Origin of the sequence: Mesorhizobium sp. B2-8-3 (assembly GCF_006440815.1) — a bacterium.
Lineage (GTDB): Bacteria > Pseudomonadota > Alphaproteobacteria > Rhizobiales > Rhizobiaceae > Mesorhizobium.
On the sequence record NZ_VFTW01000006.1, the window covers coordinates 247,294 to 262,224 of the forward strand.

The 14,931-nt window shown below is 64.6% G+C and carries 17 protein-coding genes and 1 tRNA gene; 14 read left to right on the plus strand and 4 right to left on the minus strand.

Annotation, left to right across the window (positions count from 1 at the left end):
- Nucleotides 1-4 precede the first annotated feature (4 nt).
- Together FJ418_RS12840 and FJ418_RS12845 are read left to right on the plus strand one after the other, a co-directional pair.
- On the plus strand, nucleotides 5-214 hold the full coding sequence (locus tag FJ418_RS12840; protein ID WP_140865864.1) for a DUF1656 domain-containing protein: 210 nt from the start codon (nucleotides 5-7) through the stop codon (nucleotides 212-214).
- Nucleotides 211-1,131 carry an HlyD family secretion protein gene (locus tag FJ418_RS12845; protein WP_140865867.1) on the plus strand — a complete coding sequence of 307 codons (921 nt, stop codon included), beginning with the start codon at nucleotides 211-213 and terminating at the stop codon, nucleotides 1,129-1,131. Before FJ418_RS12840 ends, FJ418_RS12845 begins: the two co-directional genes overlap by 4 nt.
- A gap of 9 nt (nucleotides 1,132-1,140) precedes the next feature.
- Here the strand turns inward: FJ418_RS12845 and FJ418_RS12850 are convergent, their stop codons facing one another.
- Both FJ418_RS12850 and FJ418_RS12855 read right to left on the minus strand, forming a co-directional pair.
- Complete coding sequence (locus FJ418_RS12850) at nucleotides 1,141-1,581, minus strand: hypothetical protein (protein WP_140865869.1); 441 nt, start codon at nucleotides 1,579-1,581, stop codon at nucleotides 1,141-1,143.
- Between the two features lie 263 nt (nucleotides 1,582-1,844).
- Nucleotides 1,845-1,934, minus strand: a tRNA-Ser gene (locus FJ418_RS12855).
- Between the two features lie 325 nt (nucleotides 1,935-2,259).
- Between FJ418_RS12855 and FJ418_RS12860 the strand changes: the two genes are divergently transcribed.
- The 3 genes from FJ418_RS12860 to FJ418_RS12870 all read left to right on the plus strand — a co-directional run bounded on the left by FJ418_RS12860 (nucleotide 2,260) and on the right by FJ418_RS12870 (nucleotide 4,061).
- The gene (locus tag FJ418_RS12860; RefSeq protein ID WP_140865872.1) at nucleotides 2,260-2,979 is read left to right on the plus strand and encodes a 50S ribosomal protein L21; all 720 of its coding nucleotides are present in this window, start codon (nucleotides 2,260-2,262) and stop codon (nucleotides 2,977-2,979) included.
- A 100-nt stretch (nucleotides 2,980-3,079) separates the two neighbouring features.
- The gene (rpmA, locus tag FJ418_RS12865) at nucleotides 3,080-3,349 is read left to right on the plus strand and encodes a 50S ribosomal protein L27 (RefSeq protein WP_140646513.1); all 270 of its coding nucleotides are present in this window, start codon (nucleotides 3,080-3,082) and stop codon (nucleotides 3,347-3,349) included.
- Nucleotides 3,350-3,473: 124 nt separating this feature from the next.
- On the plus strand, nucleotides 3,474-4,061 hold the full coding sequence (locus FJ418_RS12870; RefSeq protein ID WP_140646514.1) for a GNAT family protein: 588 nt from the start codon (nucleotides 3,474-3,476) through the stop codon (nucleotides 4,059-4,061).
- 163 nt (nucleotides 4,062-4,224) lie between these two features.
- Here FJ418_RS12870 and FJ418_RS12875 read toward each other — a convergent pair whose 3' ends face one another.
- Nucleotides 4,225-5,088 carry an endonuclease/exonuclease/phosphatase family protein gene (locus FJ418_RS12875; RefSeq protein WP_140782941.1) on the minus strand — a complete coding sequence of 288 codons (864 nt, stop codon included), beginning with the start codon at nucleotides 5,086-5,088 and terminating at the stop codon, nucleotides 4,225-4,227.
- 152 nt (nucleotides 5,089-5,240) lie between these two features.
- Between FJ418_RS12875 and obgE the strand changes: the two genes are divergently transcribed.
- From obgE to FJ418_RS12910, 6 genes are all read left to right on the plus strand, one after another.
- Nucleotides 5,241-6,269, plus strand: coding sequence for a GTPase ObgE (obgE, locus tag FJ418_RS12880; protein WP_140659737.1), 1,029 nt, complete (start codon nucleotides 5,241-5,243; stop codon nucleotides 6,267-6,269).
- Nucleotides 6,270-6,274: 5 nt separating this feature from the next.
- Complete coding sequence (gene proB, locus FJ418_RS12885) at nucleotides 6,275-7,414, plus strand: glutamate 5-kinase (protein ID WP_140865875.1); 1,140 nt, start codon at nucleotides 6,275-6,277, stop codon at nucleotides 7,412-7,414.
- 34 nt (nucleotides 7,415-7,448) lie between these two features.
- Nucleotides 7,449-8,735, plus strand: coding sequence for a glutamate-5-semialdehyde dehydrogenase (locus tag FJ418_RS12890; protein ID WP_140865878.1), 1,287 nt, complete (start codon nucleotides 7,449-7,451; stop codon nucleotides 8,733-8,735).
- A 247-nt stretch (nucleotides 8,736-8,982) separates the two neighbouring features.
- Nucleotides 8,983-9,570, plus strand: a complete 588-nt coding sequence (locus FJ418_RS12900; protein ID WP_140865946.1) for a nicotinate-nucleotide adenylyltransferase — start codon at nucleotides 8,983-8,985, stop codon at nucleotides 9,568-9,570.
- A gap of 94 nt (nucleotides 9,571-9,664) precedes the next feature.
- Nucleotides 9,665-10,957, plus strand: a complete 1,293-nt coding sequence (locus FJ418_RS12905) for an MFS transporter (RefSeq protein ID WP_140865949.1) — start codon at nucleotides 9,665-9,667, stop codon at nucleotides 10,955-10,957.
- 51 nt (nucleotides 10,958-11,008) lie between these two features.
- Nucleotides 11,009-11,425 carry a RidA family protein gene (locus FJ418_RS12910; RefSeq protein ID WP_140865881.1) on the plus strand — a complete coding sequence of 139 codons (417 nt, stop codon included), beginning with the start codon at nucleotides 11,009-11,011 and terminating at the stop codon, nucleotides 11,423-11,425.
- 17 nt (nucleotides 11,426-11,442) lie between these two features.
- Here FJ418_RS12910 and FJ418_RS12915 read toward each other — a convergent pair whose 3' ends face one another.
- Nucleotides 11,443-12,294, minus strand: a complete 852-nt coding sequence (locus FJ418_RS12915) for a mechanosensitive ion channel domain-containing protein (RefSeq protein WP_140659733.1) — start codon at nucleotides 12,292-12,294, stop codon at nucleotides 11,443-11,445.
- A 240-nt stretch (nucleotides 12,295-12,534) separates the two neighbouring features.
- On the opposite strand from FJ418_RS12915, the gene rsfS reads away from it, so the two are divergent.
- From rsfS to FJ418_RS12930, 3 genes are all read left to right on the plus strand, one after another.
- Nucleotides 12,535-12,912: a ribosome silencing factor gene (gene rsfS, locus FJ418_RS12920; RefSeq protein ID WP_140646523.1), complete on the plus strand. Its 378-nt coding sequence runs from the start codon at nucleotides 12,535-12,537 to the stop codon at nucleotides 12,910-12,912.
- A 62-nt stretch (nucleotides 12,913-12,974) separates the two neighbouring features.
- The gene (gene rlmH, locus FJ418_RS12925) at nucleotides 12,975-13,457 is read left to right on the plus strand and encodes a 23S rRNA (pseudouridine(1915)-N(3))-methyltransferase RlmH (protein ID WP_140865884.1); all 483 of its coding nucleotides are present in this window, start codon (nucleotides 12,975-12,977) and stop codon (nucleotides 13,455-13,457) included.
- Between the two features lie 139 nt (nucleotides 13,458-13,596).
- Nucleotides 13,597-14,931, plus strand: coding sequence for a murein hydrolase activator EnvC (locus tag FJ418_RS12930; protein WP_140782945.1), 1,335 nt, complete (start codon nucleotides 13,597-13,599; stop codon nucleotides 14,929-14,931).

Consider the following 14,931-nt stretch of genomic DNA (forward strand, 5'->3'; position numbering starts at 1 on the left):
ATACATGCAGAACGATATCGGCATTGGCGGCGTCTATCTGCCGGGGCTTCTGGTCACGATGCTGGCGGCCTTCATCGTGGCCCGGATCGTCTGGCAGGTGCTGTCGTGGACCGGCCTCTATTCGCTTGTCTGGCACCGGGCGCTTTTCAACCTCGCGCTGTACATCCTCATCCTCGGGGCAATGTCCTCGCTCTCAAATCGGCTGTTCTCATGAAATACCGTCTTCTTCGACTGACCGGCAGGGTCCTCGTCACGGTCGGCGTCGTCGCCGTCGCCTGCGTCGCCGCCTGGAAGCTGTGGGACGACAACATGAACGCGCCATGGACGCGCGACGCGCATGTGCGCGCCGATGTCGTCGGCGTCACGCCGGACGTCTCAGGTCTCGTGGCCGAGGTCCTGGTCAAGGACAACCAGGCGGTCAGGAAGGGCGACGTGCTGTTCCAGGTCGACCGCCAGCGCTTTGCCGTCGCCCTTGCGCAGGCGCAGGCGGTGGTGGAGGGCCGACAGGCGACGCTCGACCAGGCGAGGAGAAACCTGGAACGTCTGAAACGTCTGACAGCCTCGGCGGTCAGCGTCCAGCAGATCGAGGAGGCGCAATCGAGCGTGGCCGAGGCGGAGTCGGAAAGCCTGCAGGCAAGCGCTGCGCGTGACCTAGCGCAGCTCAACCTCGACCGCGCGGAAGTCAGGGCGCCGGTCAACGGCATCATCACCAATCTCAGCCTTCGCCCTGGCGACTATGTCACGACGGGAGGGGCGACGATGGCGCTGGTCGATACCGACACGGTCCGCATCGACGGCTATTTCGAGGAGACGAAACTGCCGCGCATCGAGGTCGGCGCCAGGGCGTCGATCAGGCCGATGGGATGGAAGTCGTCGCTTTCGGGCCACGTCGCAAGCATAGCCGCCGGCATCGAGGACCGCGAGCGCACGTCCGGGACGCTGCTGGCGGACATCAACCCGACCTTCACCTGGGTGCGGCTGGCGCAACGCGTTCCGGTGCATATCGTGCTCGAGGGCGACGCCGCCACCAAGGCGAGGCTGGTCGTCGGAACCTCCGCGACGGTGACCATCGACCGGGCGGCCGCCGACCGAAGGCGAGAGGTCAAATCATCGAACGGATCGAGGGAATAAGGGAGGGGGCTAACGCCAAACGCAGACCTTGACCTCATTTCCAACATAGCAGGCGCCTTCGCGGTGAAGCTCTCCCCAATCTTTTCCGTCGCCGTGCGTGTCGCGAACATCCCCGTTCGCATAGCCTGCCCAGGAATCGCCGTCCTTGTAGACGACGGCCCAGTAATCCTTGGACATTTCGCCCGCCCCGCTATGCGTGTCGGGATAGTCGATGCCGGCAAAGACCTGATGAGGTCCCTGGATGTTGAAATCGCCGCCCTGCTCGATCTGATAGGAGCATTTTCCGGAGATGCGGGTCTGACCATGAACGACAAGCAGGCAGCGGCCCCATTTGTAACCGCTCGGTAGACGATGCTGTGCAGCGTGCGAAGGCGAAACGGAAAATGCAAGTGCCAGCGCAACCGCTATGGTTCGCCCAATCAACAGCCGATCCGAAGAGCGACCGGACACCGTTGGATTCCGCCCAGAGCGCATGTCGAACGATCCTTCGCAGGATGATCCCCTGAGATGATGCTACTATCGACCATGGTCGGATTTCTGTCACGCGACTGTGTGCTGCTTCACGACCCGGGTATGGATCGATCGAAACGCGTTGGTCTGGACTTGAGGCGTTCTTAAGTCGGGCGAGCCCTCCTTCGCTAAAGCTTCGGAGGGCATCCTGCTTCGCGCGGAAGACTGCGCTGATCCCGCGAAGCTCGGAGAGCGAAGCAGGATGGCGGAGAGGGAGGGATTCGAACCCCCGATACCCTTGCGAGTATGCCGCATTTCGAGTGCGGTGCATTCGACCACTCTGCCACCTCTCCGCGAGGTCATGGTCGGCCGTTGCCGGCGCGGCGCACTAGATAACGGCTGACTGCTGGAGTTACAAGGCCTTATTCGACCGATTTCCAGCTTCCGCGAAAAGCGGCGGAGAGGGGACGGGCCGATATTTGCCGGCAACGTCGCTCAATGTATCTCCAGGGGCGGCCCGCTTGCCTTGACTCCGGCGCAACCTTCGGTTAGGGACAGCCCGCATTCGGCGTGGAGGCTCTTCCGCGCCGCTTGTTTTTTGAACCCGCAGACTGACAAAAAGACGGCCGAACCGCCGACGCGGTTCATCGAGGCCGACCGAACAGCGAAAGGCAAAAAATGTTCGCAGTCATCAAAACGGGCGGCAAGCAGTATCGCGTCGCCGCCAACGATCTCCTGAAGATCGAGAAACTCGAAGCCAAGGTCGGCGATATCGTCGAGATCGGCAACGTGCTCGCGCATGGCGAGGGCGAGAATGTCACCTTCGGCGCACCGTTCGTCGATGGCGCTCTGGTCACGGCGGAAGTCGTCGAGCAGGGCAAGAACCGCACCGTCATCGCTTTCAAGAAGCGCCGCCGCCAGAATTCGCGCCGCAAGATCGGCCACCGCCAGCTTCTGACCACCGTCAGGATCGCCGAGATCCTGCTGGGCGGCGCCAAGCCGTCGAAGAAGGCCGCCGCCAAGCCGGAAGCCAAGGCCGAGGCAAAGGCCCCCGAAGCCAAGGCGGAAGTCGCCGCCGAGGCGAAGGCCGAAGCCGCTCCCAAGGAGAAGGCCAAGAAGGAACCCAAGGCAGAGGCCGCTCCGAAGGAGGAGGCTAAGGCCGAGACCGTCGCCGCGCCGCTGTTCAAGGCGCCGAAGGGCGAGCCGGACGACCTGACCGTGATCAAGGGCATCGGCCCGGTCGCGGCGAAGGACCTCGCCGAGCAGGGCATCGTCACCTTCGCGCAGCTCGCCAAGCTCACCGACAAGGATGTTGCCAAGATCGACGAGCACATGCCGTTCAGCGCCGACCAGATCAAGGACTGGCGCGAGCAGGCCAAGGAACTGGCGAAGAAGTAATTCTTCCGGCGACGATCGTCGCCGGTACGGGACTTGAAACGGAACGCGAACGCGTTCATAAGACCATTCAAGCGCCTCAGGGCGCATCGGAGTTAGTCAAATGGCACACAAGAAAGCTGGCGGTTCGTCGCGCAATGGTCGCGATTCGCACTCCAAGCGTCTGGGCGTGAAGAAGTTCGGCGGCGAAGCCGTCGTCGCCGGCAACATCATCATCCGCCAACGCGGCACGACCTGGCATCCGGGCACCAATGTTGGCATGGGCACGGACCACACCCTTTTTGCGCTCGACGCCGGCGCAGTCACCTTCAACAAAAAAGCCAACGGCCGAACCTACGTATCGGTGAACCCGATTACCAAAGCAGCGGAGTAGCCGGTTCCGCACCATAACACCGGCGCCCATCTCGGGAACCGGTGTCTGGCCAGGCCAGGAAAAGGATCAGGAGAGATGGGCTTGCCCTCTCTCTTTTTCATTTTTCTTTGCCCTGGAGGACTAAATGGTTGCCGAAGCGGAAGATACCGAAGACGAAAGTTATGCGATCGATTGCCCGGTGCTGGCCACCGAGCGGCTGGTCATGCGCGCCCCGCGCGAGAGCGATCTCGAGCAACTCGTCACGCTTGCCGACAACCGGCATGTCGCCGAAATGCTGGCCCGCATGCCGCATCCCTACGGCGAAGCCGAGGGCCGCACCTTCCTTGCCATGGCGGCGTCGCGCCGCGCCGGCATCGTCTATGCGCTCACCCTTGCCGGCACCGGCACCTTCGTCGGCTGCGCGGGCTTGAACACCACCGATCGCGGACTGGAGCTCGGCTACTGGATCGGCGAACCCTACTGGAAGCGCGGGTATGCGACGGAGGCCGCGCATGCGCTGGTCGACCTCGCGTTCCAGAACACTTCGATCCAGGTGCTGCATGCCTCGACCCGGGTGATCAATCCGGCCTCGCGCCGGGTCATCCACAAATGCGGCTTCCAGTATGCCGGCCAGGGCATGCTGAACTCGATCGTCGCCGGCCAGGTGCCGGTCGAGCGCTACCGGCTCGACAGGAAGACCTGGACCAGTCTGCGCAACTGGGTCCACTTCTAGGCATATTGAAATTCAGGTGAGGCCGGCCTGCAAATGCCGGCTTCCTGCGCTTCCGGTGCTCACGTACTTTACGTACGCTCCGCTCCGGTTCTCGGTAGCCATCATTTTCGGCTCGGCCTGACCTGAATAGCAACACGCCTAGGCGTCGGCGCTCGAAGGCGACTCAGCCCAGTTCGGCCCAGAGCGGCAAATGATCGGAGCCGACGGCTTCCCGGTCGGACCACAGGCGCTGCAGCGACTTGGCCAACGAGGCGCTGGTGAAGACATAGTCGATGCATTTGTGGCGGCTTTTGTCGCCGGGGCGGTCGGGGTCGACCCAGGTGACGAGGTCGGCGACGGCCAGGCGCTGGGCGACGTCGACGGCGAGATCGGCGGTCAGCGGCATGCCGAACTCATGGTCCGGCCGGCCGGCGAGTTCGATATATTCCGGCGAGCCCGGCAGCATGTTGAAGTCGCCCATGACGATGAAGGCTTCCGGATAGGGCAGGTCCGGCAGGCCGATCTCGGGAATGCCCGACAGGCCGCCGCCTTCCAGCGCATAGTTCAAGAGGCGCTGGCGCAGGAAACGGATCTGGCCCTGGCGCTCGACCGGGCTGCGGTGGTCGAGATGGGTGGAATAGAAACGGATGAAGCCGAGCGGCGTCTCGATCAGCGCCTCGAGCGCGCCGCGCTGGAAGTTCATGGTCTCGAGGCTGCGGCTGCGCGGCAAAAGGAGATTGCGCGACAGATGGATGGGCGTCTTCGACAGCACCATGTTGCCGAGCTGGAAGGACGTCGAGACGGCGCGGCCGTTCTCCAGGCGCGAGCCGATATTGACCTCGAAATTGCTGCCATAGGCGGCAAAATAATCGGGCAGCGCCTCGCCGATCTCGGCCACCATGTCGCGGTCGCCGTTGCGCGGATTGTTGCGGGTCACCTCCTGCAGCGCGATCACGTCGGCACCGCGTACCGCATCGGCGATGCGGCCAAGGTCGTATTTGCCGTCGAGGCCGATGCCGAACTGGATGTTGTAGGTGACGACCTTCATTCGAGCATTTCCCCAACCCTGGCTCGCGAACAGTGCTACTGCGTCCTTTGCAAAAGAGCATCAGGCGCTTTAGTCGCAAAACAGCCTCGCCCTTCGTCCCGCCTTGGTTTAGAGCAATCCCGCAAGGCCACCAGCAGAAACTTGAAACGCAGATGAAATTCCTCGACCAGGCAAAGGTTTACATCCGCTCCGGCGATGGCGGCGCCGGATCGGTGTCGTTCCGGCGTGAGAAATTCATCGAGTTCGGCGGACCGGACGGTGGCGACGGCGGCCGCGGCGGCGATGTCTGGATGGAAGCGGTCGACGGGCTGAACACGCTGATCGACTATCGCTACCAGCAGCATTTCAAGGCCAAGACCGGCATGCACGGCATGGGCCGCAACATGACGGGCGCCAAGGGCGCCGACGTGACGCTGAAAGTGCCGGCGGGCACGCAAGTCTTTGCGGAGGACAATGAAACGCTGATCTGCGACCTGACGATCGTCGGCCAGCGCTTCCTGCTCGCCAAGGGCGGCAATGGCGGCTTCGGCAACCAGCATTTCAAGACCTCGACCAACCAGGCGCCGCGGCGCGCCAATCCCGGCCTGCCCGGAGAGGAGCTGAGCATCTGGCTGCGGCTCAAGCTGATTGCCGACGCCGGCCTGGTGGGCATGCCCAATGCCGGCAAATCGACCTTCCTTGCCGCCGTCACCGCCGCCAAGCCGAAGATCGCCGACTATCCTTTCACCACGCTCTATCCCGGCCTCGGCGTCGCCCGCATCGACGGCCGCGAATTCGTGCTGGCTGATATTCCCGGGTTGATCGAGGGCGCGCATGAAGGGGTCGGCATCGGCGACCGTTTCCTCGGCCATGTCGAGCGCACGCGCGTATTGCTTCACCTGGTCTCGGCGCAGGAGGAAAATCCCGGCAAGGCCTACAAGACCGTGCGCGCGGAGCTCGATGCCTATGGCCATGGGCTGACCGACAAGGTCGAGATCGTCGCGCTCAGCCAGATCGATATCCTCGACGCGGATCAGCGCAAGAAGAAGGCCGCCTCGCTGAAGCGCGCCGCCGGCCGCGCGCCGCTGCTTGTCTCGGCCGTCACCGGCGAAGGCGTCGAGGCGGTGCTGCGCGCGCTGATGGCGGTGGTCGCCGAAGCGCGCGATGCCGTTCCGGCTCCTGTCGACACGCGCTGGCGATAAGACCCATGAAATCGCTGAAATCATACCGGCGCATCACCGTGAAGATCGGTTCGGCGCTGCTCGTCGACCGCGCGACGGGCCTGAAGCGCGACTGGCTGACCTCGCTTGCCGACGACATTGCGGCGCTTGCCAGTACCGGCGCGGAAGTGCTTGTCGTATCCTCAGGAGCCATCGCGCTTGGCCGCACCATTCTCGGCCTCGGTAAACGCGCGCTGAAGCTCGAGGAGAGTCAGGCCGCCGCCGCGGTCGGCCAGATCGCGCTTGCCGGCGCCTGGTCGGACGCGCTCGGCAACGACGGGCTGAAGTCGGGCCAGATCCTCTTGACGCTTGGCGACACTGAAGAACGCCGCCGCTACCTCAACGCGCGCGCGACGATCTCGACCCTGCTCAAGATGAAGGCGGTGCCGGTCATCAACGAGAACGACACGGTGGCGACGTCGGAAATCCGCTACGGCGACAACGACCGGCTGGCGGCCCGAGTGGCGACGATGATGGGCGCCGATCTCTTGGTGCTGCTTTCCGATATCGACGGACTCTACACGGCGCCGCCGGCTAAGGATCCGCAAGCGAAATTCATCCCCGTGGTCGACCGCATCACGCCGGACATCGAGGCGATGGCGGGCGTGGCCGCATCCGAGCTGTCGCGCGGCGGCATGCGCACGAAACTCGACGCCGGCAAGATCGCCAACGCCGCCGGCACCGCCATGATCATCACCTCGGGCACCAGGCTGTCGCCGCTGATGGCGATCGAGCGCGGCGAGCGCGCGACCTTCTTCAAGCCGAGCGCCAATCCGGTGAAGGGTTACAAGACCTGGATCGCCGGGCAGCTCGAGCCGGCAGGCCGGCTCACGGTCGATGCGGGCGCCATCGGCGCGCTCAAATCGGGCAAGTCGCTGCTGCCGGCGGGCGTTAAACTGGTCAGCGGCAACTTCTCGCGCGGCGACACGGTGGCGATCCTGTCGCCCGAGGGCCGCGAGATCGCGCGCGGCCTTGTTGCCTATGATGCCGCCGATGCCGTAAGGATCGCGGGCTTGAAGACGGCCGAGATCGAAAACGTGCTCGGCTACGAGGCGCGCTCGGCGATGATCCATCGCGACGACCTTGTGGTAAGCGTCGGCGGCGACCAAGTATTGGCCGACGACTAGAGCATCGGCCGACGACCGAGCGGAGGGATGAACCATGCTGAAGCTGCATGAAAAATCCGGCGAAGACACCGTGGCGCTGATGGCCGATATCGGCCGCCGCGCCCGCGCCGCCGTGCGACCGTTGGCCGTCGCTTCCACCAAGGCCAAGAATGCCGCGCTCGTCGCCATGGCCGATGCCATCCTGCGCAACGAGCAGGCGATCCTCGACGCCAACGCCATCGACATGTCGAATGGCGAGGAGGCCGGGCTGTCGGGCTCCTTCATGGACCGCCTGAAGCTCACCCCCTCGCGCATCAAGGCGATGGCCGACGGCATAAGCGAGATCGCCGCGCTCAAGGATCCGGTCGGCGACGTCATCGCCGAATGGGATCGGCCGAATGGCCTTCATATCGAGCGCGTGCGCACGCCGCTCGGCGTCATCGGCGTCATCTATGAAAGCCGCCCCAACGTGACGGCGGACGCCGGCGCGCTTTGCCTCAAGGCGGGCAATCCGGTGATCCTGCGCGGCGGCTCGGATTCGAACAATTCGTCGTCGGCGATCCATGCCTGCATGGTCGAAGGGCTGAAGGCTGCCGGCCTGCCGCAGGACGCCATCCAACTGGTGCCGACCACCGACCGCGCCGCCGTCGGCGAGATGCTCAAAGGTCTCGGCGGCAGTCTCGACGTCATCATCCCGCGCGGCGGCAAAAGCCTGGTCGGACGCGTGCAGAACGAGGCGCGGGTGCCGGTCTTCGCGCATCTGGAAGGCATCTGCCATCTTTATGTCGACCGCTCGGCCAAGCTCGACATGGCGGTCAAGATCGCCGTCAACGCCAAGATGCGGCGCACCGGCGTATGCGGCGCCGCCGAGACCTTGCTGGTCGACCGCGCGGTGGCCTCCACGCATCTGGTGCCGATCCTCGAAGCGCTGCGCGCCGCCGGCTGCGAGATCCACGCCGATGCCGAGGTGACGGAAGCGTTCGCCGACGCCAGCCCGGCGACCGATGCGGACTGGGTGACGGAATATCTCGACGCCATCATCGCGGTGAAGCTGGTCGACGATGTCGCCGGCGCGATCGAGCATATCGAGACCTTCTCGTCGCACCACACCGAGGCGATCGTCGCCGAGGATGCGCAGGCGGTCGAGAAATTCTTCAACGAGATCGACTCGGCGATCCTTCTGCACAACGCCTCGACGCAGTTCGCCGATGGCGGCGAGTTCGGCATGGGCGCCGAGATCGGCATCGCCACCGGCAAGATGCACGCGCGCGGGCCGGTCGGCGTCGAGCAGCTCACCTCATTCAAATACCGCGTGCGCGGGTCGGGACAGGTGAGGCCTTGACGCTTGCCGCTAGAGCTTGAGCCTTTGCGCCAAGGCCCCCCCCTCTGGCCTGCCGGCCATCTCCCCCTCAAGTGGGGAGATTGGCAGCTTCGGCGCCGGTGCTCGGCTTGCAACGCCGGCGATTGGCGAAAGCATAGGCAACATCTGATCTCCCCCCTTGAGGGGGAGATGGCCGGCAGGCCAGAGAGGGGGGCCTAGCACCATGCTTTCGTCCCTTCAGCCCATCGTCCCCGCCCGCTACCTCCGCATGCCGCACGCCGCCAAGGGGCTGACCGTCGGTCTGTTCGGCGGTTCGTTCAACCCGCCGCATGCCGGTCACGCGCTGGTCGCCGAGATCGCGCTGAGAAGGCTCGCGCTCGACCAGCTGTGGTGGATGGTGACGCCCGGCAATCCGCTGAAGAGCGCGCGGGAACTGGCGCCGCTCGCCGAGCGCGTCGAGCTGTCCGAAAAGATCGCCAGGAATCCGAGGATCAAGGTCACCGCGTTCGAGGCGGCGCAGCACGTGCGCTACACCGCCGACACGCTTGCGCTGGTCAAGGCGCGCAATCCGGGCGTCGATTTCGTCTGGATCATGGGCGCGGATAGCTTGCGCGACTTCCACCGCTGGCAGCGCTGGCGCGAGATCGTGCTGACCTTCCCGATCGCGGTCATCGATCGCCCGGGCGCCACGCTCTCCTTCCTGTCGTCGGTGGTCGCCAAGACCTTCGACTATGCCCGCGTCGACGAGGGCGACGCGCCGCTGCTTGCCCGCATGCCGGCGCCGGCCTGGACTTTCATCCACGGTCCGCGCTCCTTGCTGTCCTCCACCGCGATCCGCAAGGCGGCGAAGGGGTGAGCGCCCTCCTTCTCCTCCAAGGGGAGAAGGTAAGTCCGGCCATGTCGCTTTTGCGGCGGCTTTTTGCCTGTTCGTAGGCCAAGCTTGCGTGGACATGCTGAAGCAGAATCAATCCACAACCGATCCCAGCCGCGCCGCGCGATCGGCGCCGCTGATCGCCATTGCCAGCGTCATCGTGTCGATGGCGCTGATCGCGATCGGCAACGGGCTGATGTTCGCCTATATCCCGGTGCGGCTCGGCGCCGACGGTTTCGACCCGACCTGGGCCGGGCTGATCGTCACCGGGCTTTCGGCCGGCGGGCTTGCCGGCTGCATCCTGACCGGGCCGCTCGTCAAGCGAGTGGGCCACGCCCGCGCCTTCATGGTGCTTTCGGCGCTGATCGCGCTTTCCAATGCCGCGATCGGCGCCGGGCCGATCCCGTTGCTCTGGATCGCGGCCCGGGCGCTCTACGGCTTCGCCATTTGCGGGCTGTTCATCGTCGCCCAGAGCTGGCTGAACGACGCCTTGCCGAATTCGATCCGCGGCCGGATCATGGCGGTGTTCTACGTCGCCTATATTGGCGGATTGGGCGTTGGCTATGCGACGCTCGCCGCGATCGACATCCATACAGCCGCCGCCGCGCTGATCGGCATCACCTTCACCGCGCTCTCCATCCTGCCGGTCGGCATGACGCGGCTTGCCCAGCCGCCGGCGCCGCAGGCCGCGTCGGTGGCGCTTCGCCGCGCCTGGCGGATCTCCCCGGTCGGCGTCGCCGGCATGCTGGCGGTCGGCGGCTTGTCGATGATCGTTTCCGGTTTTGCGCCGATCCATGCCACCGCCAAGGGCTATAGCCAGGCCGACGTGGCGCTGCTGTTGTCGGCGATGCCGGTCGGCACGCTGATCCTGCAGATCCCGCTCGGCTGGATTTCCGACCGTACCGACCGCCGCTACGTGCTGGCGGGCGCGGCGGCGCTCGCGACCGTCGCCAGCGTGCTCGCCATTGTCTTCGACGGCGGCGCGCTGATGGCGCTGGTGGTGATCTATCTCATCTGGGATGGGGCGTCGGAATCGATCTACGCGCTCTCCAGCGCGCATGCCGCCGATCGCGCCGGCAAAGACGAGCTTCTGGCGCTGTCGAGCTCGATGCTGTTTGCCTGGTCGCTGGCCGGCTTCATCGTGCCGGGCATCGTGACGGCGCTTTCCGCCGTCTTCGGCACCGCGACCTTCATCTATGTCGGCATCGTCATCGCATCGGCCTTCTGCCTGTTCGTGCTGTGGCGCGTGATGGCCGGCCGGCCGACGCCCGCGGCCACAAGCGGCAGTTTCGCGCCGATGTCGGCGCAGACGCCCTTGCCGGTGGAGCTTGCCTTCGCGCCGGACGAACAGCAGCGACACGTCAAAGATTGACAAGCTGCGCATCTTCGCGACTTTTTGGCCCAAATTCGAGCAAGATCAGAGATGTCGAAGAGCTATAATCCCGCAGCGGTGTGGAAGCCTTTTGGCGCGTTCTCCATGGTGAAAATCCATGAGGGCGGGCAACTCGTTCACCTAAAAGGCCAAGTTTCGCTTGACCGTGAAGGGCAGATTGTCGGGAAGGGCGATATGCGGGCTCAGGTCCGGCAAACCCTCGAAAACATCAAGGCCGTGCTCGCGGCCATCGGTGGGGAGATGGCCGATATCGTATCGCTGACCCAGTATACGACCGACATCGAGCGGTTCATGGCGTCGGGAGACATCCGCAAGGAGTTCTTTTCAGAGCCCTATCCCGTAACGACAACCGTCGAGATCGTGCGACTTTATCATCCGGACTTGCAGATCGAAATCACGGCAATAGCCGAGATACCTCGAAATCGGTTCAGAATGCCGGCAGATTGAAAATCGCTGTTGCGAGGCTACTGCTTGCGCGCCTCCGGCGCCGGCATTTCCGGCGGCGGCAGCGGGATCGAGATGCCTTCGCTGTCGAAAGCCTGCTTGGCGCGCTTGGTCATGTCGGTCTGGGTCGAGAAATAGTCGGCGGCCGACGTCCAGTAGCGCAAGGTGAGCGAAACGGTGGTGTCGCCGAGATTTGCCACGAAGGCGATCGGCGCCGGTTCGCGCCGGATGCGCTTTTCGGCGCCGGCGATGGCAAGCAGCGTCTTTTGCGCGCGGTCGATGTCGTTCCAGGAGCCGATGCTCAAGCTCACGTCGGTGCGGCGCACGCCGTTGCGGGTGAAATTGCGCACCGGCTGGTTCCACAGCGTCGAGTTGGGTGCCAGCACATAGACGCCGTCGACGGAGCGCAGCTTGGTGGCGAAGAGGCCGATCTCCTCGATGGTGCCGGCAATCGAGCCGACCTCGACATATTCGCCGATGCGGAAGGGCCGGAGCGCCAGAAGCATGATGCCGGCGGCGATGTTCTGCAGCGTGCCTTGCAGAGCCAGCCCGATGGCCAGGCCGATGGCGCCTATTGCCGCGATGATGGAGGCGGTCTGCACCCCGAATTGGCCGAGCACCATGATGGTGACCAGGATCAGGATGGCGTAGCGGACGATCTTGGAGAAGAAATGACGCAAGGTCGCGTCGAAGCCGTGGATATGGCCGAGGCCGGCCGAGATCGAGCGCTCGGCGACACCAGCGACGAAATAGCCGACAACCAGCAGGATTATGGCGCCGATGGCCGAGAAGGAATAGGAAACGATCAGCGTGCTCAGCTGCGCAAGCCCGGCCTGGATGGTGATGAGGGCGCTTTGCGGGTCGGTTGGCATGGATGAAGTCCCCATTGGTCAGTGAGCCGATAACCTATGCAAAGCGCAAAGGGTTCCGATTTTTCGGAACGACGGAACCTGCCAAGCAGAGCCGCGTTGGCGCGGGCAGGGCGCGCCCGTCTTGAAACTGCAATGGAACTCTGCCTATCTATGTGGTGTCACCTTTTGCATGGTGATTTGGTTGTTCTTGTTGGGAAAGGAAACACACTGAGAACAGCACTGCGGAAGAAGGCTGACATCATGCCTTCGCCGGCAGGGATCAGCGGAAACGACGCCGCGTCCCTCGCCATCGACACAGTCCTTGCCAGTCTGGAAGACTCCAAGGCCGAAAACATCGTCTCAATCGACATCCAGGGAAAATCGAGCCTCGGCGACTACATGGTCATCGCCTCGGGCCGATCGCACCGTCATGTCTCGGCTGTCGCCGATCACCTCCTCAAGGCGCTGAAGGATGCCGGCCTCGGCACGGCGCGCGTCGAGGGGCTGGCCGGCGCCGACTGGGTCCTGATCGATTCGGGCGACATCATCGTCCATGTCTTCCGCCCCGAAGTCCGCGAATTCTACAATCTGGAAAAGATGTGGCAGGCGCCGGATCTCGAGGAAGAGACCCTGCACTGAGCCTTGATCCGTGTGCCGTGAACCGTCACGGTACGCGTTAGGACAAGCTCGCCGGGGCGAGGATGAAGATCACCGTTCATGCCGTGGGCCGGATGAAGACCGGCCCCGAGAGAGAACTCGCCGACCGCTATTTCGAGCGCTTTTCGAAGAGCGGGCCCGTGGTCGGGCTGGAATTTGCCGGCATTGTCGAGGTTCCCGAGAGCCGCGGACAGAGCGCCGACGAGCGCCGCCGCGAGGAAGCCCAGAGGCTGCAGGCCCAGTTGCAGCCGGGCACTGTTCTCATCCTGCTCGACGAACGCGGCAAGTCGCTCTCCTCGGAGGACCTGGCCGCCCGCATCGGCCAGTTGCGCGACGGCGGCCGCAAGGCGCTCGTCGTGGCCATCGGCGGCGCCGACGGCCACGACAGATCCTTGCGCGAGCAGGCGGATCTGGTGCTGTCGTTCGGCGCGCTGACCTGGCCGCACCAGCTGGTGCGCGTCATGCTGGGCGAGCAGCTCTACCGGATCGCCACGATCCTTTCCGGTCATCCGTATCATCGATCGTGAATAACGGCATCGGCCGAAAAGCTGGGGATTGCCGGCCTGCGCCGCGATTTCCGCCTCAATCGCGCGGCAACCGGGTTATTGGGCGCTTCCAACATGGTTGATGGTTCGTTAACGAAGCGGCGGATACAGTCGAGGCCTGATGTCTGAAGGCTGGAATTCCAGAACGCGCGCTTGGCGCAGCCGTTGCGGTTTGACCCTTGTCGCCGCCGTGGTCACGCTCGGGCCGGTCCGGGCGGCCGAAAATTCGCTCGACCTTGCGCCCGATCCGGATCAGAGCCGGGCCGAATACGAGCAGGTTTCCAAGGAGATCACCTTGTCGTCGGAGCGGCTGGGCAAGCTCGCCGCCGACATCGCCTCGGTGCGGAAGGACTATGCCTCGATCACCGCGGCGCTCATCCAGTCGGCGATGACGGAACAGAAGCTCGGCCAGGACATCGAGGATATCGGCGCCAAGCTCGAAGGGCTGAAGGCCGAGCAAGGAAAACTGCGCGCCTCGCTCATGGCGCGGCGCGACGTGCTGGCCGAGGTGTTGGGCGCCCTGCAGCGCATGGGGCTCAATCCGCCGCCGGCGATCCTGGTCAAGCCCGAAGATGCGCTGTCGTCGGTGCGCAGCGCCATCCTGCTCGGCGCCGTGGTGCCGGAATTGCGCCAGCAGACCGACAGGCTGATGGCCGACCTCAAGGAGCAGACCCGCGTCACGGCCTCGATCGAGGCAGAACGGGCGAGACTCACCACCGCCGTCACCGACCAGACGGCCGAGAAGAAGCGGCTCACCATGCTGCTCGAAGCCAAGAAGAAGCTGCAGGCCGATACCCAAACGGCGATGGCGGCCGAACAGCAGCACTCGCAGCAGCTGGCGGCGAAGGCGAGCAGCCTCAAGGACCTGATCGCCTCGCTCGAAGCCGACAAGGCGCGCAAGGGGCAGGACCAGGTCAAGGCGGGCGAGCGGAAATCGACGGACAACGACACGACGGCCTCGACCACCGAGCTCGCCGCGCTGCCGGTGCCGGAGGCCAATCGCCTCACCGGATCGGCGCCGTTCTCGGCATTGCAAGGCCAGATCGCGCTGCCTGTCATCGGCAAGATCAAACTGCGTTTCGGCGCCGACGACGGCAATGGCGAGGCGATGCAGGGCGACATGGTTGCGACACAATCGGGAGCCATCGTCACCGCGCCGGCGGATGGAAACGTGCTTTATGCGGGGCCGTTTCGCTCCTATGGTCAACTCTTGATCCTCAATGCGGGCGACGGTTATCATGTCGTCCTGGCGGGGATGAGCAGAATCAGCGTCGCGACCGGACAGTCGGTGCTCGCAGGAGAGCCGATCGGCGCGATGGGAGAGGCCCGGGTGGCAAGCACCTCGGCCTCGCGAAATGGAAATGCGGCGCTGGAACTCTATGTCGAGTTCCGCAAGGATGGAAAACCCGTCGATCCGGCCCCATGGTGGGCGGACCGATTTTCTGGAAGGACGTGA

Excerpts from the sequence above, each read along its gene's own strand:
- rsfS (WP_140646523.1), top strand. The coding sequence starts at position 12,535 with ATGCCTTCGCCGGCAGGGATCAGCGGAAACGACGCCGCGTCCCTCGCC.
- rpmA (WP_140646513.1), top strand. The coding sequence starts at position 3,080 with ATGGCACACAAGAAAGCTGGCGGTTCGTCGCGCAATGGTCGCGATTCG.
- FJ418_RS12915 (WP_140659733.1), bottom strand. The coding sequence starts at position 12,294 with ATGCCAACCGACCCGCAAAGCGCCCTCATCACCATCCAGGCCGGGCTT.
- FJ418_RS12890 (WP_140865878.1), top strand. The coding sequence starts at position 7,449 with ATGCTGAAGCTGCATGAAAAATCCGGCGAAGACACCGTGGCGCTGATG.
- obgE (WP_140659737.1), top strand. The coding sequence starts at position 5,241 with ATGAAATTCCTCGACCAGGCAAAGGTTTACATCCGCTCCGGCGATGGC.
- FJ418_RS12905 (WP_140865949.1), top strand. The coding sequence starts at position 9,665 with ATGCTGAAGCAGAATCAATCCACAACCGATCCCAGCCGCGCCGCGCGA.
- FJ418_RS12870 (WP_140646514.1), top strand. The coding sequence starts at position 3,474 with ATGGTTGCCGAAGCGGAAGATACCGAAGACGAAAGTTATGCGATCGAT.
- proB (WP_140865875.1), top strand. The coding sequence starts at position 6,275 with ATGAAATCGCTGAAATCATACCGGCGCATCACCGTGAAGATCGGTTCG.
- rlmH (WP_140865884.1), top strand. The coding sequence starts at position 12,975 with ATGAAGATCACCGTTCATGCCGTGGGCCGGATGAAGACCGGCCCCGAG.
- FJ418_RS12875 (WP_140782941.1), bottom strand. The coding sequence starts at position 5,088 with ATGAAGGTCGTCACCTACAACATCCAGTTCGGCATCGGCCTCGACGGC.
- FJ418_RS12930 (WP_140782945.1), top strand. The coding sequence starts at position 13,597 with ATGTCTGAAGGCTGGAATTCCAGAACGCGCGCTTGGCGCAGCCGTTGC.
- FJ418_RS12840 (WP_140865864.1), top strand. The coding sequence starts at position 5 with ATGCAGAACGATATCGGCATTGGCGGCGTCTATCTGCCGGGGCTTCTG.
- FJ418_RS12910 (WP_140865881.1), top strand. The coding sequence starts at position 11,009 with ATGTCGAAGAGCTATAATCCCGCAGCGGTGTGGAAGCCTTTTGGCGCG.
- FJ418_RS12860 (WP_140865872.1), top strand. The coding sequence starts at position 2,260 with ATGTTCGCAGTCATCAAAACGGGCGGCAAGCAGTATCGCGTCGCCGCC.
- FJ418_RS12845 (WP_140865867.1), top strand. The coding sequence starts at position 211 with ATGAAATACCGTCTTCTTCGACTGACCGGCAGGGTCCTCGTCACGGTC.
- FJ418_RS12900 (WP_140865946.1), top strand. The coding sequence starts at position 8,983 with ATGCCGCACGCCGCCAAGGGGCTGACCGTCGGTCTGTTCGGCGGTTCG.